The 20,917-nt window shown below is 56.6% G+C and carries 21 protein-coding genes; 13 read left to right on the forward strand and 8 right to left on the reverse strand.

Annotation, left to right across the window (positions count from 1 at the left end; genetic code table 11):
• Positions 1 to 93 precede the first annotated feature (93 nt).
• From ACR0CW_RS01970 to ACR0CW_RS01980, 3 genes are all read left to right on the forward strand, one after another.
• Positions 94 to 447 (forward strand): hypothetical protein, encoded by a 354-nt coding sequence (locus ACR0CW_RS01970; protein ID WP_155145290.1) that lies wholly within the window; start codon positions 94 to 96, stop codon positions 445 to 447.
• A gap of 457 nt (positions 448 to 904) precedes the next feature.
• Complete coding sequence (locus ACR0CW_RS01975) at positions 905 to 1,108, forward strand: hypothetical protein (RefSeq protein ID WP_155145288.1); 204 nt, start codon at positions 905 to 907, stop codon at positions 1,106 to 1,108.
• A gap of 117 nt (positions 1,109 to 1,225) precedes the next feature.
• A complete protein-coding gene (locus ACR0CW_RS01980) occupies positions 1,226 to 3,271 on the forward strand; it encodes an ATP-binding protein (RefSeq protein WP_480786642.1) in 2,046 nt (681 codons plus the stop codon).
• Positions 3,272 to 3,743: 472 nt separating this feature from the next.
• Here the strand turns inward: ACR0CW_RS01980 and ACR0CW_RS01985 are convergent, their stop codons facing one another.
• Positions 3,744 to 4,190, reverse strand: a complete 447-nt coding sequence (locus ACR0CW_RS01985) for a DUF4174 domain-containing protein (protein ID WP_170331654.1) — start codon at positions 4,188 to 4,190, stop codon at positions 3,744 to 3,746.
• Between the two features lie 168 nt (positions 4,191 to 4,358).
• On the opposite strand from ACR0CW_RS01985, the gene scpA reads away from it, so the two are divergent.
• From scpA to ACR0CW_RS02015, 6 genes are all read left to right on the forward strand, one after another.
• On the forward strand, positions 4,359 to 6,485 hold the full coding sequence (scpA, locus tag ACR0CW_RS01990) for a methylmalonyl-CoA mutase (RefSeq protein ID WP_480786643.1): 2,127 nt from the start codon (positions 4,359 to 4,361) through the stop codon (positions 6,483 to 6,485).
• Between the two features lie 109 nt (positions 6,486 to 6,594).
• Positions 6,595 to 7,197 carry a VOC family protein gene (locus ACR0CW_RS01995; RefSeq protein WP_480786644.1) on the forward strand — a complete coding sequence of 201 codons (603 nt, stop codon included), beginning with the start codon at positions 6,595 to 6,597 and terminating at the stop codon, positions 7,195 to 7,197.
• Complete coding sequence (locus tag ACR0CW_RS02000) at positions 7,194 to 7,682, forward strand: N-acetyltransferase family protein (RefSeq protein ID WP_480786645.1); 489 nt, start codon at positions 7,194 to 7,196, stop codon at positions 7,680 to 7,682. Before ACR0CW_RS01995 ends, ACR0CW_RS02000 begins: the two co-directional genes overlap by 4 nt.
• Positions 7,683 to 7,727: 45 nt before the next feature.
• Positions 7,728 to 8,408, forward strand: coding sequence for a molecular chaperone DjiA (locus ACR0CW_RS02005; RefSeq protein WP_155145277.1), 681 nt, complete (start codon positions 7,728 to 7,730; stop codon positions 8,406 to 8,408).
• Positions 8,409 to 8,412: 4 nt separating this feature from the next.
• Entirely contained in the window at positions 8,413 to 9,411 is a 999-nt protein-coding gene (locus ACR0CW_RS02010; protein WP_480786646.1) for an endonuclease/exonuclease/phosphatase family protein, read from the forward strand.
• Positions 9,412 to 9,448: 37 nt separating this feature from the next.
• The gene (locus tag ACR0CW_RS02015) at positions 9,449 to 9,838 is read left to right on the forward strand and encodes a hypothetical protein (RefSeq protein ID WP_480786647.1); all 390 of its coding nucleotides are present in this window, start codon (positions 9,449 to 9,451) and stop codon (positions 9,836 to 9,838) included.
• 11 nt (positions 9,839 to 9,849) lie between these two features.
• Here the strand turns inward: ACR0CW_RS02015 and ACR0CW_RS02020 are convergent, their stop codons facing one another.
• The 5 genes from ACR0CW_RS02020 to ACR0CW_RS02040 all read right to left on the reverse strand — a co-directional run bounded on the left by ACR0CW_RS02020 (position 9,850) and on the right by ACR0CW_RS02040 (position 15,635).
• Positions 9,850 to 11,394 carry a Ppx/GppA family phosphatase gene (locus tag ACR0CW_RS02020; RefSeq protein ID WP_480786648.1) on the reverse strand — a complete coding sequence of 515 codons (1,545 nt, stop codon included), beginning with the start codon at positions 11,392 to 11,394 and terminating at the stop codon, positions 9,850 to 9,852.
• 49 nt (positions 11,395 to 11,443) lie between these two features.
• Positions 11,444 to 12,133 (reverse strand): HdaA/DnaA family protein, encoded by a 690-nt coding sequence (locus ACR0CW_RS02025; RefSeq protein WP_480786649.1) that lies wholly within the window; start codon positions 12,131 to 12,133, stop codon positions 11,444 to 11,446.
• Positions 12,134 to 13,207, reverse strand: a complete 1,074-nt coding sequence (locus ACR0CW_RS02030) for an AI-2E family transporter (RefSeq protein WP_155147262.1) — start codon at positions 13,205 to 13,207, stop codon at positions 12,134 to 12,136.
• Positions 13,208 to 13,296: 89 nt separating this feature from the next.
• A complete protein-coding gene (locus ACR0CW_RS02035; protein ID WP_480786650.1) occupies positions 13,297 to 14,271 on the reverse strand; it encodes an isopenicillin N synthase family dioxygenase in 975 nt (324 codons plus the stop codon).
• Positions 14,271 to 15,635: an FAD-dependent oxidoreductase gene (locus ACR0CW_RS02040; RefSeq protein ID WP_480786651.1), complete on the reverse strand. Its 1,365-nt coding sequence runs from the start codon at positions 15,633 to 15,635 to the stop codon at positions 14,271 to 14,273. Before ACR0CW_RS02040 ends, ACR0CW_RS02035 begins: the two co-directional genes overlap by 1 nt.
• A 168-nt stretch (positions 15,636 to 15,803) precedes the next feature.
• On the opposite strand from ACR0CW_RS02040, the gene proS reads away from it, so the two are divergent.
• A complete protein-coding gene (gene proS, locus ACR0CW_RS02045) occupies positions 15,804 to 17,144 on the forward strand; it encodes a proline--tRNA ligase (RefSeq protein ID WP_480786652.1) in 1,341 nt (446 codons plus the stop codon).
• Between the two features lie 125 nt (positions 17,145 to 17,269).
• On the opposite strand, the gene ACR0CW_RS02050 is transcribed toward proS, so the two are convergent.
• Complete coding sequence (locus ACR0CW_RS02050; RefSeq protein WP_480739402.1) at positions 17,270 to 17,629, reverse strand: hypothetical protein; 360 nt, start codon at positions 17,627 to 17,629, stop codon at positions 17,270 to 17,272.
• Positions 17,630 to 18,025: 396 nt separating this feature from the next.
• Here ACR0CW_RS02050 and ACR0CW_RS02055 point away from each other — a divergent pair, with 396 nt between their 5' ends.
• Entirely contained in the window at positions 18,026 to 19,312 is a 1,287-nt protein-coding gene (locus tag ACR0CW_RS02055; RefSeq protein ID WP_480786653.1) for a lipoprotein-releasing ABC transporter permease subunit, read from the forward strand.
• Positions 19,305 to 19,991 carry an ABC transporter ATP-binding protein gene (locus tag ACR0CW_RS02060; protein WP_480786654.1) on the forward strand — a complete coding sequence of 229 codons (687 nt, stop codon included), beginning with the start codon at positions 19,305 to 19,307 and terminating at the stop codon, positions 19,989 to 19,991. The genes ACR0CW_RS02055 and ACR0CW_RS02060 overlap by 8 nt, the downstream gene beginning before the upstream one ends.
• Here ACR0CW_RS02060 and ACR0CW_RS02065 read toward each other — a convergent pair.
• A complete protein-coding gene (locus tag ACR0CW_RS02065; protein ID WP_155147275.1) occupies positions 19,975 to 20,412 on the reverse strand; it encodes a DMT family transporter in 438 nt (145 codons plus the stop codon). The genes ACR0CW_RS02060 and ACR0CW_RS02065 overlap by 17 nt on opposite strands.
• Before the next feature lie 97 nt (positions 20,413 to 20,509).
• Between ACR0CW_RS02065 and ACR0CW_RS02070 the strand changes: the two genes are divergently transcribed.
• Positions 20,510 to 20,914 (forward strand): c-type cytochrome, encoded by a 405-nt coding sequence (locus tag ACR0CW_RS02070; protein ID WP_480786655.1) that lies wholly within the window; start codon positions 20,510 to 20,512, stop codon positions 20,912 to 20,914.
• The last annotated feature ends 3 nt before the right edge of the window (positions 20,915 to 20,917 follow it).

Below are 20,917 nucleotides of genomic sequence, written 5' to 3' on the forward strand. Positions count from 1 at the left end.
CGATGCGGCTTTGGAGGTGCGCATGGATAACCCGTTCCGGAACGGAAGTCTTTTTCTTTTTTATTCTAACAGTTTGCCCGGCGAGGTGCAGGTATGCTGAAGCATCGCGGATTCCCTGGTCGTTTAGCCGGCACTGATTTTCAGTTCACAATCCGGCGCGCCAATCCGAAGGGCGTGACGCCAATAACTCAACGTGAACGGTTCCGGGATCGCAAACCGGCAGATCGGCGTGCGGATACAGCGTTTATGGAAGCGCTGTGGGAGCATTTTGGTGATCAGCCATTTGAGCGTGGCAATCTGGATGCCGGTCGTCTGAGCTGGCTTTTCGGGCGTGAGGTTATCGCGGCAGAAGACCCGTTTGATCCTGAAAGTTATGACGCACTTCTGGTCATTGATCTGGATGCGGCACGGCAGTCCTTTCCCGATATCTTTGATGGGGTTGGCTGAAGTTGATCCAGACGGCGGCACATATCGCAACGTCCAGTATTCAGGGACAAAAAGGCGCCATCTATCTGGGTGATTTGGCGCATTTTCCCTTTACTTCTAAGGCCGCTGTCGGCGCATTTCTGCGCGGAAATTCTGCGGATGGGCAGAAACCAGCCGGAAATTCAAATGGAAACAATGACTGGTTGGCGGGTGGAATTGTGCCATGCAAGGTGAGCGGGCCGTGCGGCTCTACTTTGCCTGCGCCGCACATGCACCTACTATTCCGTACCCCTTCCTTCCGCGGGCAGGCTTGTGTTCCCCACATAGTCCTGTCCGCGTTTTTCTTTGCGCGTATATCAGTCTTAAAGCAGCAAATATCTGCGCAAAAGTCGGGATCTTCGGATCTGATATTGAATAACAGCGGGCTATTCCGGCATCTGCACCCGATCGCGACAAAAAATCCAAAGGGGCAGATATCATGCGAATCTCACGACTTATCCTTGTACTGGCCGCCTGTGCGGGCGTTTCGGCCTGCGGAGACACAACCGGCGAGCAAGCGCTGCTCGGTGGCGGCGCCGGTGCGGTCGGTGCGGCCGTCCTCAACGCAGATCCGATATTCGGAGCCGCAGTCGGGGCCGCAGGAAACGTGCTCTACTGCAAGACACAGAAGAACTGCAGCTAACAAGAACATTGCGGGGCATCCGTTGCCCCGACCGTCATCACGCATCACGCCGTTGTGGGGCTTTCGCCCTGCAGCGGCGTTTTTGCGTTCCCAGAACACCAAGACAAAGGACGTTCCATGTTCAACAAGATCCTGATCGCCAACCGGGGTGAGATCGCCTGCCGGGTCATTAAAACCGCGCGCAAGATGGGAATCGGCACGGTTGCCATCTATTCGGATGCGGACAAACAGGCGCTGCATGTGGAAATGGCGGACGAGGCCGTGCATATCGGCCCTCCCCCGGCCAACCAGTCCTATATCGTCATCGACAAGGTGATGGATGCCATTCGTCAAAGCGGTGCACAGGCTGTTCACCCAGGCTATGGCTTCCTGTCGGAAAACGCCAAGTTTGCCGAGGCGCTTGAGGCCGAGGGCGTCGCTTTTGTCGGCCCACCGAAAGGCGCCATCGAGGCGATGGGCGACAAGATCACTTCCAAGAAGATCGCGCAGGATGCCAACGTTTCCACCGTGCCCGGTTATATGGGTTTGATTGAAGACGCCGATGAGGCAGTCAAAATCAGCCAACAGATCGGTTACCCGGTGATGATCAAGGCCAGTGCCGGTGGCGGCGGCAAGGGCATGCGGATCGCATGGAATGATGAAGAAACACGCGAAGGTTTCCAGTCGTCCAAGAACGAGGCCGCGAATTCCTTTGGCGATGATCGGATTTTCATCGAGAAATTCGTGACCCAACCGCGCCATATCGAGATTCAGGTGCTTTGCGACAGTCACGGTAACGGCATCTATCTGGGTGAGCGCGAATGTTCGATCCAGCGCCGCAACCAGAAAGTTGTGGAAGAAGCGCCATCGCCTTTCCTTGATGAGGATACTCGCCGTGCCATGGGTGAGCAGGCCGTCGCGCTGGCCAAGGCCGTAGGATATGCCAGTGCCGGTACGGTGGAGTTCATCGTTGATGGAGACAAGAACTTCTACTTCCTCGAAATGAACACCCGCCTTCAGGTGGAACACCCGGTGACTGAACTGATCACAGGCGTCGATCTGGTTGAACAGATGATCCGTGTTGCCGCGGGTGAGCCGCTGTCCATCACTCAGGACGACGTGACGCTGACCGGCTGGGCCATTGAGAACCGTCTGTATGCGGAAGATCCTTATCGTAACTTCTTGCCATCCATCGGTCGTCTGACCCGCTATCGCCCGCCTCAGGAAATCGCGGCGGGTCCGTTGCTGGTCAATGACAAGTGGCAGGGTGAGGCCCCAAGTGGTGACGCAGCCGTGCGCAACGACACCGGCGTTTATGAGGGCGGTGAGATCAGCATGTACTATGACCCAATGATCGCCAAGCTGTGCACATGGGCACCGACCCGTGAGCAAGCCATCGAGGCGATGCGGGTGGCGCTCGACAGTTTCGAGGTCGAGGGGATCGGTCACAACCTGCCGTTCCTGTCGGCCGTGATGGATCATCCCAAATTCATCAGTGGCGATATGACTACGGCTTTCATTGCCGAAGAGTATCCAGACGGCTTTGAAGGCGTTGAACTGTCTGAGACCGATCTGCGTCGTATTGCAGCGTCATGTGCAGCCATGCACCGGGTTGCAGAAATCCGTCGCACTCGTGTTTCGGGTCGGATGGATAATCACGAGCGCAAGGTTGGCAAACGTTGGGTCGTGTCGCTGCAAGGACAGGAATACGCTGTTCAAGTCAACGCGGACAAAGAAGGCGCGACTGTCAAATTTGAGGATGGATCGACCCTGCGTGTCGCATCCGACTGGACGCCCGGCGACCAGTTGGCCGTCCTGGACGTCGACGGCAGCCCGCTTGTGCTAAAAGCTGGCAAAGTGTCCGGTGGATTCCGCATTCGGAACCGTGGCGCGGATCTCAAGGTGCATGTCCGCCGCCCACGCGCGGCAGAGCTGGCCAAGCTGATGCCAGAAAAGTTGCCGCCCGATACGTCGAAAATGCTGCTGTGCCCGATGCCGGGACTGATCGTCAAAGTCGACGTCGAAGTGGGTCAAGAAGTTCAGGAAGGTCAGGCACTCTGCACCGTTGAAGCGATGAAGATGGAAAACATCCTGCGCGCCGAAAAGAAGGGTGTTGTGGCCAAGGTAAATGCTGGCCCCGGCGACAGCCTTGCTGTGGATGATGTGATCATCGAGTTCGAGTAGACGTAAACTAACATGAGCTTCATCCACCATATATGGATCAGCATGCTAACTATGGCAGTGCAATTTGTGCTGTCATGGTTGATACTCGTCTATGTGGAGTGCCCTTTGCGGTGCGAAAGCGTCTCAATTGAGACGGTGAATGCGGCTCTTGTAACTTCTGGTGTTGTTGCTGGAATAACCTATGCGGCGCTCACTCGCTTGGTTTACCGCAACTGGCCCGACCTTATGGGACTTGCGACGGGTGTTGTCATAGCCATTTTGGGTGCATCGTGGCTCGCCCGTTTATCAGCGACAACGAAACTTGATGGTGTGTGGGCGATCCTAACAGCGGTGATCGTTGTTCTGACGGTCGGCTACTTTTGGTTAAGGTTTTGGGGCTCATTACCCCCGGAACCGCGTTCTCGGGACGCTGACACTTTAGAGGGATGCATGAGATGATCCCTGTTCTAAGCGTCACCCCTTTGCCATTGTTTCAACCACCCTCGCGACGTTCGCGGATTTCGCGTTCCCGCAATGGTGTTTTGTCGATGGATCGGCCGATTTCGCGCACGCTCCAAGGTGAAGGCTTACGCAGTTTGACGACACCATCCTTGTCAACAAATACCATCTGGAATCCGCGCGGGCGCAGTTGCGACCGGATCGGAGAACGAGCGGATGGATCGGTGTCGGTCAACACGACGACATCCCGGTCGCGCATGGCGTCTTCACCATCAAGCAGCATGTCGATCTGCTGTTGGAATCGCGGGTCTGCGGGCGTGTCGGCGAAGACAACGATGGGTCGGCTGACCCACAGAAATTCGCTCAAATCGCTCTCACCTGCGGGGCGGACGAATTCGTCTTCAGCGGGTGCAGCCCCGTCGGCGGCCATGGCTGCCAGCGGGAATAGTGCCGATAAAACAAGGGCAAGCGTTCGTGTCATGGGGCCTCCTGTTCGTTTGAATATAGCCCCTGCAGCGGTGAATGCGACCGGCGAAATGCGCGCAGCCTTCAAAATGTTGCGCTCAACCACCCTTGAAAGGGTGCCACCGAACATCACAACGCGCGGGCTGCGGCCCGGCGCGAACCGAATTGAGAAAAGGAAATCGCAATGACCGATACGAAAGACTGGCAGGCGCTGGCTGAAAAAGAGCTGCGCGGTCGCCCGTTGGACGACCTAACCAAGGAGACGCTGGAAGGCATCGACGTCAAGCCGCTTTATACGCAGGAAGACACGGCTGAACTGCCGCATATGGGGTCGCTGCCTGGGATCGGACCGTTCACGCGTGGGGTGAAGGCGACCATGTATGCAGGTCGCCCCTGGACGATCCGCCAATATGCTGGTTTTTCGACCGCCGAAGAGTCTAACGCCTTCTACCGCCGCAATCTGGCAGCGGGTCAGCAGGGTGTCTCGGTTGCCTTCGATCTGGCGACGCACCGCGGCTATGATAGTGATCACCCGCGCGTGGTTGGTGACGTGGGCAAGGCGGGTGTGGCCATCGACAGTGTCGAGGACATGAAGATCCTGTTCGACGGCATTCCGTTGGACAAAGTCTCTGTCTCGATGACCATGAACGGTGCGGTGATCCCGATTTTGGCAAGTTTCATCGTTGCGGGTGAAGAGCAGGGGCACGACAAATCTGTTCTGTCCGGCACGATTCAGAACGATATTCTGAAAGAGTTCATGGTGCGCAACACCTACATCTACCCGCCTGAACCTTCGATGAAGATCATCTCGGACATCATTGAATTCACGTCGAACGAGATGCCGAAATTCAACTCGATCTCGATCTCGGGCTATCACATGCAAGAGGCCGGGGCGAACCTTGTTCAGGAACTGGCCTACACGCTGGCTGACGGGCGCGAATATGTCCGTGCCGCGACGCAGGCCGGCATGGACGTAGACAAATTCGCTGGCCGTCTGTCTTTCTTCTTTGCCATCGGCATGAACTTCTTCATGGAGATCGCCAAACTGCGCGCTGCGCGCACGCTGTGGCATCGGGTGATGACCGATTTTGGTGCAAAGTCCGAGCGGTCCAAGATGCTGCGCACTCACTGCCAGACCTCGGGCGTCAGCTTGCAGGAACAGGACCCGTACAACAACGTGATCCGCACCGCTTATGAGGCGATGAGCGCGGTTCTGGGCGGGACCCAGTCGCTGCACACAAACGCTCTGGATGAGGCAATTGCACTGCCCACCGATTTCTCGGCCCGTATCGCACGGAACACGCAGTTGGTGCTGCAAGAGGAAACCGGAGTGACCGATGTGGTCGATCCGCTGGCGGGTTCGTATTACGTCGAAAGCCTGACCAATGAGCTGATCGAGAAAGCCTGGGCCTTGATGGAAGAGGTCGAGGAAATGGGCGGTATGACCAAGGCGGTTGCCAGCGGTATGCCCAAGCTGCGGATCGAGGAAAGCGCAGCCCGCCGTCAGGCGATGATCGACCGAGGTGAAGAGGTAATCGTCGGTGTCAACAAGTACCGCAAGGAACAGGAAGACCCGATCGACATTCTGGACGTCGACAACGTGGCTGTACGCGAAGCGCAGGTCGCGCGTTTGGAACGCATCCGTGCGACCCGTGACGAGGCTGCCTGCCAACATGCGCTGGACGCTTTGACCAAGGCTGCCCAAGAGGGCGGAAACCTGCTGGCTGCTGCGGTCGAGGCCGCCCGCGCCCGCGCATCCGTAGGAGAGATCAGCATGGCAATGGAAAAAGAGTTCGGCCGTCACCGTGCCGAGGTAAAAACCCTGGCCGGTGTTTACGGCGCGGCCTACGAAGGTGATGAAGGATTTACCGCGATCCAGAAGTCCATCGAAGACTTCGCCGAAGCTGAAGGCCGCCGCCCCCGCCTGTTGGTGGTCAAGATGGGGCAGGACGGTCATGACCGGGGTGCCAAGGTCATCGCAACAGCCTTTGCTGATATCGGCTTTGACGTCGATGTGGGACCCCTGTTCCAGACACCCGCCGAAGCAGCACAGGACGCTGTGGACAACGACGTTCATGTCATCGGCATCTCTTCGCAGGCAGCGGGCCACAAGACATTGGCACCGCAACTGGTCGAGGAACTGAAGAAAGCCGGAGCCGAAGACATCATCGTGATCTGTGGTGGCGTTATCCCTCAACAGGACTACCAGTTCCTCTATGATCACGGCGTCAAGGCGATCTTCGGGCCGGGTACCAATATCCCCGAAGCGGCACAGGACATCCTGCGCCTGATTGGGGAAGCCCGCGGATAACGTGCCAAGGCACTCTTGCCATCCGGAATTTTTCGGCGAAGATGACATTGAAAGCAGCGTGCACCCGCGCGCTGCTTTTTCTTTGAGGTCATACCGAAGGGGAGAGCGTATGATTCTGGATCATTTGGCAGTCGCGGGCGAAACGCTTGAAGCAGCTGCCGCTCATGTTGAAGAAGCGTTGGGCGTTAAGCTACAGGAAGGCGGAAAGCACGCCAGATTCGGAACCTATAACCGGCTGTTGGGGCTGGCGGATGGTCTTTACCTCGAGGCCATTGCCGTCGATCCGAATGCACCCGCGCCAGAATTTCCCCGTTGGTTCGATCTGGACCGTTTTTCAGGTACCCCACGGCTGACCAACTGGATTTGCCGTGTGGAAGATATTGAAGCTGACCTTGTTTCCTTATCTGAAGGGGCCGGGCAGCCAATAGATCTGGAACGCGGAGCGCTGAGGTGGCGCATGGCTGTTCCATCTTCGGGACGCCTGCCATTTGATAACCTGTTTCCAGCGCTGATTCAGTGGCAAGGCGATCTACACCCTGCACAGATGTTACAGGCCAGTGGCTGCAGGTTGCGCCGCCTTGTCGTGTTTCATCCTGATGCGCTTGATCTGGCGAAACTGCTGGGTCCGCTGGAACTGATCGAGTTTGATTCCGGACCTGTGGCCATGCGAGCCGAATTCGAAACACCGCGCGGGATGCGCGTGTTGGAATGATGGTACGAACAGCCAAAGTTGGGGATGCCCCGGCAATTGCTGACATAACGAATGCAATCATCCGCGAGACGCTGATCACCTTCACTACCGATGAACGCAGTGTTGAGAGCATTGCGGCAGATGTTGAGGCGCGTGGAAACCGGTATCTGGTGGCCGAAGCAGACGGTCAAGTGCTGGGTTTTGCAACCTATGGCCCATTCCGGGGCGGCCCAGGCTACGCCCATTCACGTGAGCACTCCATTCAGCTGTCTCCTGCTGCGCGAGGTAGAGGATTGGGGCGGGCATTGATGACTGCTCTTGAAGACGTCGCGCGTGCGGACGATGTGCATGTTTTGGTCGCCGGTGTTTCATCCGACAACCCCGGTGCAATCGCATTTCATTCAGCACTTGGTTTCACCGAAGTCGGCCGGATGCCCGAGGTTGGCCGAAAATGGAATCGCTGGTTGGACCTTGTTCTGATGCAGAAAATTCTTGCCACGGAATGATTAGTCGCACCTGACAGTCACGTTTCCTCGCGCTAGGGTGAAAGCATGTCGATCTGGACCCGCATATCCGATGCGCTGAGCGCGCTTGCCCAAGGCGAAAGCCTGACCGCAGTTTTTGAAAAGCTGCGCACTCCGCCTGAACGATCGGTTGCCTTTGCAATCGCGGTGATTGCGCTGGGCGCAAAAATGGCCAAGGCCGACGGGCAGGTGACACGCGATGAGGTCACAGCCTTTCGCGAAGTATTCCAGATCGCTCGCGATGACGAAGATGGCGCGGCACGCGTTTTCAACATGGCCCGAACCGATGTCGCGGGTTATCAGGATTACGCCCGCAAGATCGCGCGCATGTTTTCCGAAGACAGCACCACGCTGTGCGATTTGATGGAAGGGTTGTTCCACATCGCGATGGCGGATGGGTTTTACCACCCCAACGAAAACGAATTCCTTGAGGAAGTCAGTCGTATTTTCGGCCAGGACGAAGCGCAGTTCATGGCATTACGTGCCCGTTTTGTGCCGGATGCGCCGAATGATCCCTACACGGTTCTTGGAGTGACCCGGGAAACGCCATTGCCGGAGATTCGTAAAACCTGGCGTCAATTGGTGCGTGACACGCACCCTGACGCGATGATGGCGCGTGGTGTTCCCGAAGAAGCGATCCGTCTGGCTGAAAAGAAGATGATCGATATCAACCGGGCATGGGACGAGATCAACGGCGCCCGGGTCTGAAGTTATGCGCTTGGCGACCTACAATATCGAATGGTTCGCCAACCTGTTCGACAAGAATGATACTCTGATCGCCGATGACAGCTGGTCAGGCCGGCACAATGTCACCAAGGTTCAGCAGATTGAAGCCATTGCCAAGGTGTTGAGCGCGGTTGATGCCGATGCAATCCTGATTGTTGAAGCACCAAACACCGGGAAAAGTCAGAACACAGTGCGCGCGCTTCAGGGGTTTGCCGAAACCTTCGACCTCAGAACCTCACAGGCGATCATGGGATTTCCCAACGACACGCATCAGGAACTTGCGCTGCTATATGATCCTGAACAACTGAGCGTTCGCCACGACCCAAAGGAAACCAGTAACAATCGAGCCCCTCGATTTGATCATGAGTTCAGAATAGATCTGGACGTCGACGCCACCGAGGATGTTGTCCGCTTTTCCAAGCCGCCGATGGAATTGGCGGTGAAAAGCAAGTCAGGCTTTGAATTCCGTCTGATCGGCGCGCATCTGAAATCCAAGGCACCTCATGGAGCGGATAACCGCGATGAGGCTATTCGGATCTCGATCGCCAACCGACGTAAGCAGCTTGCACAGGCCGTATGGCTTTCACGACGAGTGAAAGCGCATGTCGCCGAGGGGGAGCCGGTGGTCCTGCTGGGTGATTTGAACGACGGGCCCGGTCTGGATGAGTTTGAGCATCTCTTCGGGCGCTCGTCGGTTGAGATATTATTAGACGCCGGGCTATATGATCCGCATGCCGTCAGCGCGAACAGCTTGCGGCCGGGGTCTATTCCGTCAACGGCACGTTTTCCCAAACCTAAAGAAGGCCGGTTTCTGGAGGCCCTGCTTGACTATATGATGATCAGCGAAGATCTGCGCGACCGCCAACCAAAATGGCGCATCTGGCATCCATTCAACGATACAGGGTGTTGGGCATTGCCCGAGTTGCGAGAAGCGCTGCTGACGGCGTCAGATCACTTCCCGGTCACTCTGGATATCGATTTGTGACCTTTCAAGCGCATTGAGCCTGTCCTATATTTGGTCCATGCATCGCATTGCTTTGATAGCCGCCATTTTCACCGTCGCTACTGCTCCTGTCTCTGCGCAGGAGGATGACGGGAAATCCCTGATGGAGCAGGGGGCCGAACTGTTCTTCGAAGGTCTCCGGCAGGAAATGGAACCCGCGCTTGAGGATTTGCGTGGATTGGCCGAGCAATTCGGTCCCGCCATGCAGTCGTTCATACAGGAAATGGGGCCAGCGCTGGCTGAAATCACAGCACAGGTAAAGGACTGGAGCGCCTACGAAGCGCCCGAGATACTGCCTAATGGCGATATCATTATCCGTAAAAAGCCGGATCAGCCGCAGCCTGAAGAAATTCTGCCGGAAGATCAGGAAGAACAAAAAGAACAACCACAGGGCGCTACGGATATCTGATTGATCAGCGCCTAGCGTTGCATGATCACCCGCGTTTCCGATTTCAGTGCATTCGCCAGCGAATTCAAGCGCGACTCCGCAACTTCATTGAACAAAGGTTCGGTTGCGGCGGGCAGAAACAACTCAAGCTCTCGTTTCTTTGGATAGAATTTCAACTTACCCATCGGCGCGTCACTCTGCATCCACAGCATCGCACCGAACCGCATCGCCTTACCCAGAATCTCGGCCTGTTTCTGGTCTTTCTCGTCCAACAGTTCATAAAGCGGAGTGAACCGGTTGCCTTCACGCTTATTGCGATAACGATGTTGGAGTGCCAACCCGATGAACACCCGTTCCGAGTGCTTCAATCCACCCAGATTGGCACGGGTGACGTTGTCAAAGCAGACCTCGGCCCGGTAATCGGGATGCGCGCGCCAGCTGACGTCATGCAGCAGGCAGGCTGCTTTGATCAACCGAACCCGGGTAGGGGGCGCCGAGCGGAACAGGGGCATCACAAAATCGTACAAATGCCGGCCAAAACCCGGCAGGCGCGCGTCTTTGGCCTCGGAAAAGCGGCTGGCCTCGATCAGCGGATCCCGGTCACGCAGAGCTTGCGGCATCTGTTCGTAAAGCAATCCCTCGCGGATGCCGTAGCTTGAAATCGCGATATCCTTGGGTTTGAATGTGCGGATCAGCCGGGCCAGAACGTCCATGGCATACGGGATCAGCGACATGCGCGAATTGGACACGCCAGCCTGACTGCGCAGCTTGTCCGGGTCATTCTTTTCAATAAACTTGATCGTCTCACGCACCTGCTTGGTGGTCATGCGATATTCGTGCAGGACGTTCAGAGGATATCCGCGACGCAACATGTCCAACCGGGCAAAGGCACGCCAGCTGCCACCGACAAGAAATAAACGATCCCGCTGTGGTCCCAAGCGGTCACGCAACTCTTCCATGGTTTGTTTGATATGGGCCTTTCTGGCCCTGCGTCCGCCCTTGATGTCACGTAGCTTTAGCGGGCCAAGTGGTGACGTGACGCGCAAGCCAACCTCACCCTCACCGATCTCGGCCAGCTCCATCGATGAACCGCCAATATCGCAAATCAGACCATAGGCTCCGGGCCACCCCAGTAATACGCCTTGTGCGGACAGTCGTGCTTCTTCCGCTCCATTGATTACAGATATGGTTAGACCAGTCTCGGCTTTGACTTCTGCGCAGAAATCCGGGCCATCTTCGGCTTCTCGCACCGCAGCGGTCGCAACGACGTGCAAACCGGGCAGGCCGAGATCATCGGCAAGGTATTGAAACCGTCGCAGCGCCTTCAATGCACGGTCGCGGCCACGCGGGTTCAGGCGGCCGGTTTCCGAAAGACCTGCGCCCAGCTCACACATGACCTTTTCGTTATAAAAATAAGCCGGTGATCGCGCGGCCCCGTCAAAAATCACCATTCGGACCGAGTTTGACCCGACGTCTACCACACCCACACGAGACAATGCCCTTGCTTCGGGATCGTCAAACAGCGGCTTTCCGAATGGCCCCCAGTCCGGGATATTGGAATCGACGGTCTGTTCCATGTTCTGTCCAATACTTCCAAAGTCAGGATGCGAAATCACCAGTGATGGGTCAATTGCCGGTTTCGGAATCGTCTATGCTTTTGTTCAGTACGCGAACTGCTAAAGCACGCGTAATCTCTCGCTTTTCTGACAAGGCGACCTGATCCAGCTGCTCAACGACTTCTGCAGCCGTTTCAAAGCGCCGGTCCATGTGTTTGACCAGATAGGCGATCACTTCGGGGCCGGGGTTCAATTGTCGATCCACGAATAGTTTGGCAAGCACAGCGCCCAGCAACGCATCGTCAGGCGGGTCGAGTGCCACGTGATGCGCACCTTCAACGCGGCTCTGCAGATCTGCCAATGGCAGTTGCCAGAATTTGGGGGCTAACCTTCCGGTCATCAGCAAAGTCTGCCCCTCGGCGAGTGCAAGGTTGTGCAGATGGAACAACGTTTTTTGTTGCTCCAGATCGCCTGCGATCATTGGAACGTCTTCGACAGCGACGGGTGATCTGGAGAGATCGGGGACATCGTCATAGCGCAGGGCCGCAGCTTGAATGATACGCCCCCCTGTTTCCGCTGCCCATACATGGGCCAGATGAGTTTTGCCCGCCCCTGCAGGTCCGCTGAGCACCAGTTTGTTTCCGGGCCAGGAATTGGCGGACATCATTGCGACGGCCAGAGCATTCGCCGGGGATACAAAAAAATCTTCTCGCCCCAGCGCGGTCTTGGCTGGAAGATCAAAGCTCAGTTGTCTGGCCATTCAGTCGTTTTCCTGATTCAGCCCTTCAAGCCCGGTATAGAGGCGGCTGGACAGATATTGTGATGTGGCAAAGCGCGCGAAAACACCCAGCGCGGCGGCGACGGGAACCGCGACCAGCATTCCCACAAAGCCGAACAGGGCCCCAAAAACGGACAATGCCAGCAACAGCCAGACGGGGTGTAAGCCGACGGAACTGCCAACCAGTTTCGGGGTCAGGAAATTGCCTTCGGTGACTTGACCCAGAATGAAGATACCCGCCACCAGGCCGATTGAGGCCCAGTCACCCCAGAACTGGAATAAGGCCAGGCCAATCGCCAGGGTGCCGCCGATCAACGCGCCCAGGTAAGGGATGAAGGTCACCAGTCCGGCGATGAATCCGACCACTAGACCGAATTGCAGACCAACAGCCATGAGTGCGACAGCATAATAGGTGCCGAGGATCAGACAAACCGTGCCCATGCCGCGCACGAATGAGGCAAGGACCTTGTCGACATCATGCGCAAGTTTGCGAATGGTCGGAGCGTGGTCGCGGGGCAGAAGTTCGTCGATACGTGCGGTCATCCGATCCCAGTCCAGTAGCAGATAGACTGAAACAACGGGAACGATCACAACAAGAACCACCACGTTGATGGCTGACCCAAGGGATGTAACCACCGTTTGCAGCACATCTCCGGATTTGGATTTCAACGTGTCGCCCAACGAAACGAGAAACTGATGCGTGCTGGATTCAGCGTCCAGAATTGCTGGGAATTGTCGTTCAATAAAGGCGCGCAGCTCTTTGAACAGGCTGGGTAAAACGTCGATCAAATCGATCAACTGTGTAACCAGTGCCGGTACAACCAGCAAGATCATCAAGACGAACAGAAACACGCCAAAAACGGTAATGATAGCTGTCGCACCAACCCTTGAAAGACCCAGTTTTTCAAGGCGGTCTGCAACCGGGTCGAGGAAATAGGCAACTGCGCCCCCGATCACGAAAGGAAGAAGTACATCCCCTAGCAGCCACAGAATCAGGACGAAAATTGCGGTTGCAAGGCCCCAATATCTGAGCTGATCTTTTACCGGCAAAGCCATCGCGCAGTCCCTTGTTGCAGCTCTTGCCAGTGTTCTTGGCCCATGCTGCCGCATGATGCAAGCGCTTCATGGGCCAAAGGATTTGTTGGTCAGTCGTGCAGTGTTCCAAGTTCGGGCGTGTCGTCGGTCGCCGTTTCGTCAGGCCAGTTGGTACGCCAGACTTCTGCCGACCAGTGACCGCAATGCACGGCGGGCCGGTCAAATCCGGGCAGGGGCGACAACAAGGGTTCAACAACCACATCATGCCGAGGGACAGCAAAGTAAGGGAATGAGTAACGTTCCTTGCCAGAACGATTGACCACACGATGCGGTGTCGATTTCAGCCGCCCACCGGACCATAGCTCCAGCATGTCACCGATATTCACAACGAACCCGCCGGGCGGACAATCCGGAGTAATCCAGCCTCCGTCCCGGGTCTGAACCTCAAGGCCACCAACGGGATCTGGGGCAATGATGGTCAGCGCGTCTGTATCCTTGTGGGGGTGGATGCCATACCCACCCTCATCCGGCGCCTGTGGCGGATAGTGCAATAGGGTCATATTGGTCATCGGCTCACGGAAGGCATCGCGCAAAACATCCGATTCAAGATCAAGTCCAACTTCGAGTGCGCCAAGCAGCATATCCGCTACCCGGTCCAGCTGGGCCCAATAGCCGAGAATTATGTCCCGTGCCCCGGACACCTCTTTCGGCCACAGGTTCGGACCGTATAAGGCGCAGTCTTTACGGACCTGTGCATCTTCGGAAACTTCGTAATGAAGTTTGTAGCCTTCATATTTGTCGGCCTTGCCTGAGCCATCATTGGGCGTGAAGAAACCCATCGGGATATAGCCGCGGTAGTTTTCGCGGGTGATTGCCTGATCCCATTTGCTGCTTTCTTCGATGTCAAAAATCGTACGGGCGCTCGACCGGACCTGATCAACGGTGTCCTGAGAGACGCCTGTGCCGGTGATAGAAAGGAAGCCGATCCCGGTGCAGGCCTCGACGATTTGCTGCGCGGTTGCGTCGTAGGACGGGTGCGCGCGATCGGTTAGCGGAGAAATGTCGATCGTTGGAATATGATCCATTAGCTTATCCTTACACCCTGTCGTTCAAGTTCGGAGTGTACCGGCGCCAGATTCATATTGTGCAGGTCCTGATTGCTTTTCAGGGCAAGTGCAGCTGCAATTCCCGCGCCCTGACCCATGACCGCACAACATGCCATATTGCGGGTGGCGGCGTGGGCTACGCGGTCTGCGCCGTGTGAACGTCCGGCCACCAGCAGACCTTTGATCCCTTTTGGCAACATCGAACGATAAGGCACCTGCATATATCGTCCTGTTGTGGGCAGGATCAGGATACCGTAGCCGTCGATGAATTCCGGATAGATACCGATAGTGTCTTCGAAACGGCCCTGATGCCGCGCATCGTTTTCCGTCATGTTGTAGACCGCATCGATCTTGCGGGTGTCGCGTATGCCGATGGTCATTCCAAAATTCCGCAGGCGCGCATTCTCGCAACCAGGCATGAACCGACGCAGGGCTTCGATGGCCAGCATCGATTGCCGCCGCCCTTCGATTTCACCCTTTGTCAGGCTACCTGGATCGGTGCCGTCGATCTCGGCCAGATGGATGAGATTCATATAGGTCAACTCACCCGTGTCATGCATGGCGCCCCATGTCCCCGCGATCGTGTTCAGATGCGGCGGGATCAGACCCTGATCGATTGCCTGCTGGAATGGCTTGTGTACGAAGGGCGAGAACATGTCGTCCTCCTTGCCCGAGGTTTCGATGTTCCATTCGCCACCACCGCCCCAGTCCTTGTAGGTCTGCGGATCGGCCTTGACGCCTTCCATGAAAGCGCGTTTGTCGACACCGGCCAGGTGAAACATGACCGAGGCTGCCATCATGTCTTCTCGTGGTGTTTTATGGGTCGGTGCGCCAGCACGGTGCGCTACATCTGCATCCCCGGTGGCGTCAATCACCACCCTTGCCAGAATCGCCTCGCGTCCGGCCTTGGATTCAGTGATGACCCCGGTGATCCGATCCCCATCCATGATCGGAGCGACGAACTGGCGATGCAGCATCGGATGCACACCAGCTTCTTCAACCAGCTTGTCGGCCACCAGCTTAAAGCCTTCGCTGTCCAGCTCGTAACTCAGCGACTGACTTTCCGGTACTGCCGCGCCCATCTCTTTGGCGCGGGTCTCGAATTCCATCCCGATGCCGCCTGCTTCGACGGTCTGCTTATGCCGATACCATGCAAAGCCTTCGACCCCGACGGCAGTGATGTTTCCACCCATGCAACCGAACCGATCCATCAACGAGACTTCGGCCCCAGCTCGTGCAGCCGCCAGCGCAGCCGCCAATCCGGCGGGGCCTGAGCCTACCACCAGCACATCTGTCTTATGGACGACCGGAACCTCGCGTGCTGGTTCTGTAATTGTTTGCATTTACGCCTCGCAAATTCATGTTTGCGCCACCATCGGGGTGCCTGACTGGCGGGTCAATCAAAAATCCGACTGACCTGAGGTCGCAAAAACACCATTGCATGATTGCCCCCGGCAGGGCTTTGGCATAAGCAGCTTTGAAGTCGAATTCTCACCTTTGAAGGTCAAACAATGCGCCTCAGCCGTTATTTTCTGCCCGTTCTCAAGGAAAACCCCTCCGAGGCCCAGATCGTCAGCCACAGGCTGATGTTGAGGGCCGGGATGATCAAGCAAGCCGCTGCAGGCATCTATTCCTGGTTGCCACTGGGCTTCAAAGTACTGCGTAAGCTGGAAAACATCATCCACGAAGAGCAGGCGCGGGCAGGTCACATCGCAATTCAGATGCCGATCATTCAGTCCGCGGACCTTTGGCGCGAGTCCGGTCGTTACGACGACTACGGTCAGGAAATGCTGCGCATGAAGGATCGCCACGATCGCGACATGCTGTTTACACCTACCGCCGAAGAACTGGTGACTGACATCTTCCGCGGTCACGTCAACAGCTACAAAGATCTGCCGCTGACGCTGTACCAGATCCAATGGAAATTCCGCGACGAGATCCGTCCGCGTTTCGGTGTCATGCGCGGCCGCGAATTCTATATGAAGGACGGATACAATTTCGACCTGACCAAAGAAGACGCGCTGCACGCCTATAATCGCCATCTCGTGAGCTACCTGCGCACCTATGAGCGAATGGGCCTGCAGGCAATCCCGATGCGCGCTGACTCCGGTCCCATTGGTGGCGATGACACCCATGAATTCCTAGTGCTGGCTGATACCGGCGAGTCCGAAGTTTTCTATGACAGTGCCGTCACCGACCTGACCTTTGGCGACCGTGAGATCGATTATGACAATCGTGAACAGTGTCAGGCGATCCTCGAAGAGTTCACCTCAAAATATGCCCGCACGGATGAAACCCATGACGAGGCACTGTTCAACGAGGTCCCCGAAGATCGTCGCCGCGTGGCGCGCGGGATCGAGGTTGGCCAGATCTTCTATTTCGGCACCAAATACTCCGAACCGCTGGGTGCAACCGTTCAAGGCCCTGACGGCAAGCCGGTTCCGGTCCACATGGGCAGCCACGGTATCGGTGTCAGCCGCCTGATTGGTGCGATCATCGAGGCAAGCCATGACGACAAGGGCATCATCTGGCCCGAAGGCGTCACGCCGTTCCACTGCGGTATCGTAAACCTCAAGCAGGGTGACGAAGAAGCGGATGCGGCTTGTGAAAAGATCTATAAGGCGCTGACGGAGCTGGGGCTCGAGCCGCTGTATGATGATCGTAATGAGCGGGCAGGGGGCAAGTTTGCTACAATGGACCTGATCGGTCTGCCGTGGCGCATCACCGTGGGCCCGCGTGGTCTGAAGAACGGTGTGGTAGAGCTGACCAGCCGTCGAACCGGTGAAAGCGAAGAGCTGAGCCCGGAAGAGGCCGTTACAAAAATCGCAGAGATTTACGAAAACATCGCCTGATCTGGCGTTCTTTGTTGATCATTCAAAAGTCTGGATGTTTTTTCGCCGCGTCATCATATGAATGGCGCGGCGAAACTTTAGAGCCACGCTGCTATGCTGAGCGCAGTCTGACTTTGCAGCCGATGCTAGGCCGAACCCGCCACTGGCCGGGTCAACAGCAGATCGCCATCGGCCTGACCTCCTCTGGCGACGACAATGGGGCGTCCCATTCGTTCAACCAGATCGTCGAGTTCAAATCCAAGAAATCTGATGCCACAGACCCGCTCACCCGTGGTGCGGTCCGTTATGCAAAGCCGACCATTCTGAAAAGCCAGACGATAGCCCTTCTCTTTCAGGATGTCGGCCAGACCCGCCCAACTTGCGGCGTTGCTGAATAACGGTCGTATCGCTGCACGCAGCAAAGCCGCCGTTTCACAATCCAAATCCTGAGATGCATTTGTGGTCCTGATCGGACCAACCCCTTCCAATTCCCTTACAATACCCATGAGCGACCCCCGCTCTTTAAAAATGTGTTCCCCCATAACTAGGGTGACAAAGTTTCGTAAAATAAGCAAAGCACGAAATAAAATTGCTTAATAAATGTTGTAAATTGAGTTCAGTTTTTCACCAAAAGCTCACATTGACTTCATACCTGAAACAATGCCGCCTTGTCTGTGATTGACTTCACAACTTCTGGTGTAGCTCCGATCATCGGCACTCCCCTGAACCGAAACCCGATCCGGGACCTTCGCTCATTGATTCGGATAGCGAGGACAGATTTGCGCAAGGGCTTGCCGTTTTGACAGCTTATTCGGGTTGCGTCAGAAGGAGAGTTCGCAGAACCGGGTTGACCATTGGGTGAAATGCCGAAAATGTCCCCGCAAAACATTGCCGGAGCAGGAATGGCCAAGACACCCCCGCCCTTTGCCCCTTTCGAATGGAAGATTGCATGGCGCTATCTGCGCGCTCGGCGCGCCGAAGGTGGCGTCAGCGTAATGACATGGATTTCGCTGATCGGAATTACGCTGGCCGTTTTCGCATTGATCGCCACTTTGGCGGTGCGTTCAGGTTTCCGGTCCGAATTTGTGGGCACCATCCTGGGGGCCAACGCTCATGTCACGGTCTATTCAGCAGGCGAGGTCGATGCACAGGGTCGTATAGATCGAAAGATTGCTGACTTCGATGCCATGGCGGACCGTATTGCACAGGTTCCCGGTGTGCAGCGCGCTGCTCCGTTGGTGAAAGGGCAGGTTCTGCTTACCAATCGCGACCGCAGCACGGGCGTTGAAGTCTACGGTATCCGCCCCGGCGATCTGTACAGTCTGCCCGGTATTGCGGAAAGCAAACAGGCCTATGGTGATCTGTCCCGGTTTGACGAAGGGATCGCAATCGGCTCGGGCGTGGCCCGTGCCATCGGCGCAACAGTAGGTGATACGGTCAGAGTGACTTCACCAAATGGAGTTAAGACTCCATTCGGCACCTCACCACGGGTGAATGCCTACGAAGTCGTTTATGTGTTCTCTGCAGGGCGTTATGACATCGACCGCACCCGCGTATACATGCCCTTCGCTGAAGCGCAGATCTTCTTCAACCGTGAGGGCGTCGCGGATGAAATCGAAATCATGGTCGACAATCCCGAAAACCTTGATCCTCTGCTGTTTCCCATTCTCGAGGCCGCCGGTGAGCGGACCCAGGTCTGGACATGGAAAGATTCCTCGGGTGGATTCCTGCGGGCGCTTGAGGTCGAAGACAATGTGATGTTCATCATCCTGTCGATCCTTGTTCTGATCGCAGCAATGAACATCGTGTCCGGCCTGATCATGCTGGTCAAAAACAAAGGGCGTGACATCGGTATCCTGCGCACAATTGGCCTGAGCGAAGGTTCGGTGCTGCGGGTCTTTTTCATCTGCGGCGCGTTCACCGGCATTATCGGTACGGCGATGGGTGTGATTTTGGGATGCCTGTTCGCGCTCTATATCGATCCGATCTTTTCCTTCGTGAACTTTGTCATGGGTGGTGGTGTCTGGGATCCCGCTATTCGAGGGATCTATGCGCTGCCTGCAGAGTTGCATCTGTCGGATGTGCTCAAAGCCGTCGGACTGTCGCTGGGGCTATCCTTTTTTGTCACTTACTTTCCAGCCCGCCGCGCGGCACGGCTGAACCCGGTTGAGGCGCTGCGCTATGAATGATGTGACATTGCGGCTGGACGGCCTGACCAAGACCTACCTGAAAGGCACGCCGGGTGAAGTACAGGTGCTGCGCGGTGTCGATTTGGAACTGCGGGCGGGTGAGGCCGTTGCCTTGGTCGCCCCATCGGGGGCAGGTAAATCGACCTTGCTGCACATCGCGGGATTGCTGGATGCGCCGGACGATGGCTCGGTCGAGATTGCGGGTCAGAATGTGGCGGGCAGGGGTGACCGGACCCGTACCGCGCTGCGTCGACAGGACGTGGGCTTTGTCTACCAATTCCACCATCTGCTGCCAGAGTTCACGGCGCTCGAAAACATCACGTTGCCGCAACTGGCCAATGGCGTGTCTGAGAAAGCCGCGCGCGACAGGGCGATGTCCCTGCTGGATCGCGTGGGCGTCGCACCCCGCGCAGATCACCGGCCCGCGGCCCTGTCCGGGGGCGAACAGCAGCGCGTAGCCTTCTGCCGCGCACTAGCGAATGATCCACGTGTGTTGCTTGCTGATGAACCCACTGGAAATCTGGACCCGAACACTTCGGATCAGGTCTTTGCAGCGCTCATGTCTTTGGTGCGCGAGGCCGGATTGTCGGCATTGATCGCCACGCACAACCTTGATCTGGCTGCGCGCATGGATCGGATGGTCCGGCTTGAGGCGGGCGTTCTCAAGCCAGTTGAGTGATGGCCACGCCAATTGCCATGACCGCGATGCCGCCTGCGCGCATCATGGTCAGCGGCGTGACTTGAGCCCCAAATAGGCCGAAATGATCGATCGCGGCGGTGCTGATCAGTTGCCCAAGCAGAACAAAGAACACCGCGTTTCCGACCCCGAAATGCGGGGCCACATGGGTGATCGTCAGAACGTAAAAAGCAATGAGCACGCCGCCAAGAAACAGGTGCTTTGGGGCCTGCGCGACCTTCGAGATCGCCTCGACCCCCGGAAAAAGCAGCATTACTAGAGCTGACGCACCAAATGCGACTGCAAAGAGGATCACCGCAGCTGTTGTTGGGGATCCGATCAGTTTTCCCAGGGCTGCGTTCAGCGCCGCAAGGATCGGCACGCCAATCCCGGCGGCCAGCATAATGGCTGCATATTGTGTCATTGCTCGGAACCTCTGTGCCAATCTCGTTGATCTGGATCATTGCGGCTGAACCCATGTCGGGCAACCCTGCAATTGCGTGATTGAATGGAGGAATGCGATGATCCGATCGATACTTACCGCTCTCACCACTGCGTTGATCCTGCCGTCCTACGCGGCCTTAGCGCAGGATGCGGATGCCGGAGCAGAACTATACCAGCATCACTGCGCTACCTGTCACGGTATCGATGCGACCGGGCATGGTCCGATGGCGGGTGTTCTGATTATTCAACCAACTAATCTGACGGAGCTGGTTGACCAAAGCGGTGCTTTCCCGACCATCCGAGTTGTCGAACGCATCGACGGTCGGGACCCACTGGTCAGCCATGGCAGCCCAATGCCTGTCTATGGACCCTTCTTTGAAGGCAATGACACAGCGATCAAAGCGCCGACAGGTCAACCTGTGCTGACCAGCAAGCCCATCGCTGATCTGGTGGCCTATCTGAAAACTCTCCAGGCAGGCTAAAAC

Source organism: Ruegeria sp. CH6, from assembly GCF_056537005.1.

Excerpts from the sequence above, each read along its gene's own strand:
- ACR0CW_RS02005 (WP_155145277.1), top strand. The coding sequence starts at position 7,728 with ATGTCGATCTGGACCCGCATATCCGATGCGCTGAGCGCGCTTGCCCAA.
- ACR0CW_RS01995 (WP_480786644.1), top strand. The coding sequence starts at position 6,595 with ATGATTCTGGATCATTTGGCAGTCGCGGGCGAAACGCTTGAAGCAGCT.
- ACR0CW_RS02035 (WP_480786650.1), bottom strand. The coding sequence starts at position 14,271 with ATGGATCATATTCCAACGATCGACATTTCTCCGCTAACCGATCGCGCG.
- ACR0CW_RS01975 (WP_155145288.1), top strand. The coding sequence starts at position 905 with ATGCGAATCTCACGACTTATCCTTGTACTGGCCGCCTGTGCGGGCGTT.
- ACR0CW_RS02050 (WP_480739402.1), bottom strand. The coding sequence starts at position 17,629 with ATGGGTATTGTAAGGGAATTGGAAGGGGTTGGTCCGATCAGGACCACA.
- ACR0CW_RS02070 (WP_480786655.1), top strand. The coding sequence starts at position 20,510 with ATGATCCGATCGATACTTACCGCTCTCACCACTGCGTTGATCCTGCCG.
- ACR0CW_RS01980 (WP_480786642.1), top strand. The coding sequence starts at position 1,226 with ATGTTCAACAAGATCCTGATCGCCAACCGGGGTGAGATCGCCTGCCGG.
- ACR0CW_RS02000 (WP_480786645.1), top strand. The coding sequence starts at position 7,194 with ATGATGGTACGAACAGCCAAAGTTGGGGATGCCCCGGCAATTGCTGAC.
- scpA (WP_480786643.1), top strand. The coding sequence starts at position 4,359 with ATGACCGATACGAAAGACTGGCAGGCGCTGGCTGAAAAAGAGCTGCGC.
- ACR0CW_RS02065 (WP_155147275.1), bottom strand. The coding sequence starts at position 20,412 with ATGACACAATATGCAGCCATTATGCTGGCCGCCGGGATTGGCGTGCCG.
- ACR0CW_RS02015 (WP_480786647.1), top strand. The coding sequence starts at position 9,449 with ATGCATCGCATTGCTTTGATAGCCGCCATTTTCACCGTCGCTACTGCT.
- ACR0CW_RS02055 (WP_480786653.1), top strand. The coding sequence starts at position 18,026 with ATGGCCAAGACACCCCCGCCCTTTGCCCCTTTCGAATGGAAGATTGCA.
- ACR0CW_RS01985 (WP_170331654.1), bottom strand. The coding sequence starts at position 4,190 with ATGACACGAACGCTTGCCCTTGTTTTATCGGCACTATTCCCGCTGGCA.
- ACR0CW_RS01970 (WP_155145290.1), top strand. The coding sequence starts at position 94 with ATGCTGAAGCATCGCGGATTCCCTGGTCGTTTAGCCGGCACTGATTTT.
- ACR0CW_RS02010 (WP_480786646.1), top strand. The coding sequence starts at position 8,413 with ATGCGCTTGGCGACCTACAATATCGAATGGTTCGCCAACCTGTTCGAC.
- ACR0CW_RS02020 (WP_480786648.1), bottom strand. The coding sequence starts at position 11,394 with ATGGAACAGACCGTCGATTCCAATATCCCGGACTGGGGGCCATTCGGA.
- ACR0CW_RS02060 (WP_480786654.1), top strand. The coding sequence starts at position 19,305 with ATGAATGATGTGACATTGCGGCTGGACGGCCTGACCAAGACCTACCTG.
- ACR0CW_RS02030 (WP_155147262.1), bottom strand. The coding sequence starts at position 13,207 with ATGGCTTTGCCGGTAAAAGATCAGCTCAGATATTGGGGCCTTGCAACC.
- ACR0CW_RS02040 (WP_480786651.1), bottom strand. The coding sequence starts at position 15,635 with ATGCAAACAATTACAGAACCAGCACGCGAGGTTCCGGTCGTCCATAAG.
- ACR0CW_RS02025 (WP_480786649.1), bottom strand. The coding sequence starts at position 12,133 with ATGGCCAGACAACTGAGCTTTGATCTTCCAGCCAAGACCGCGCTGGGG.
- proS (WP_480786652.1), top strand. The coding sequence starts at position 15,804 with ATGCGCCTCAGCCGTTATTTTCTGCCCGTTCTCAAGGAAAACCCCTCC.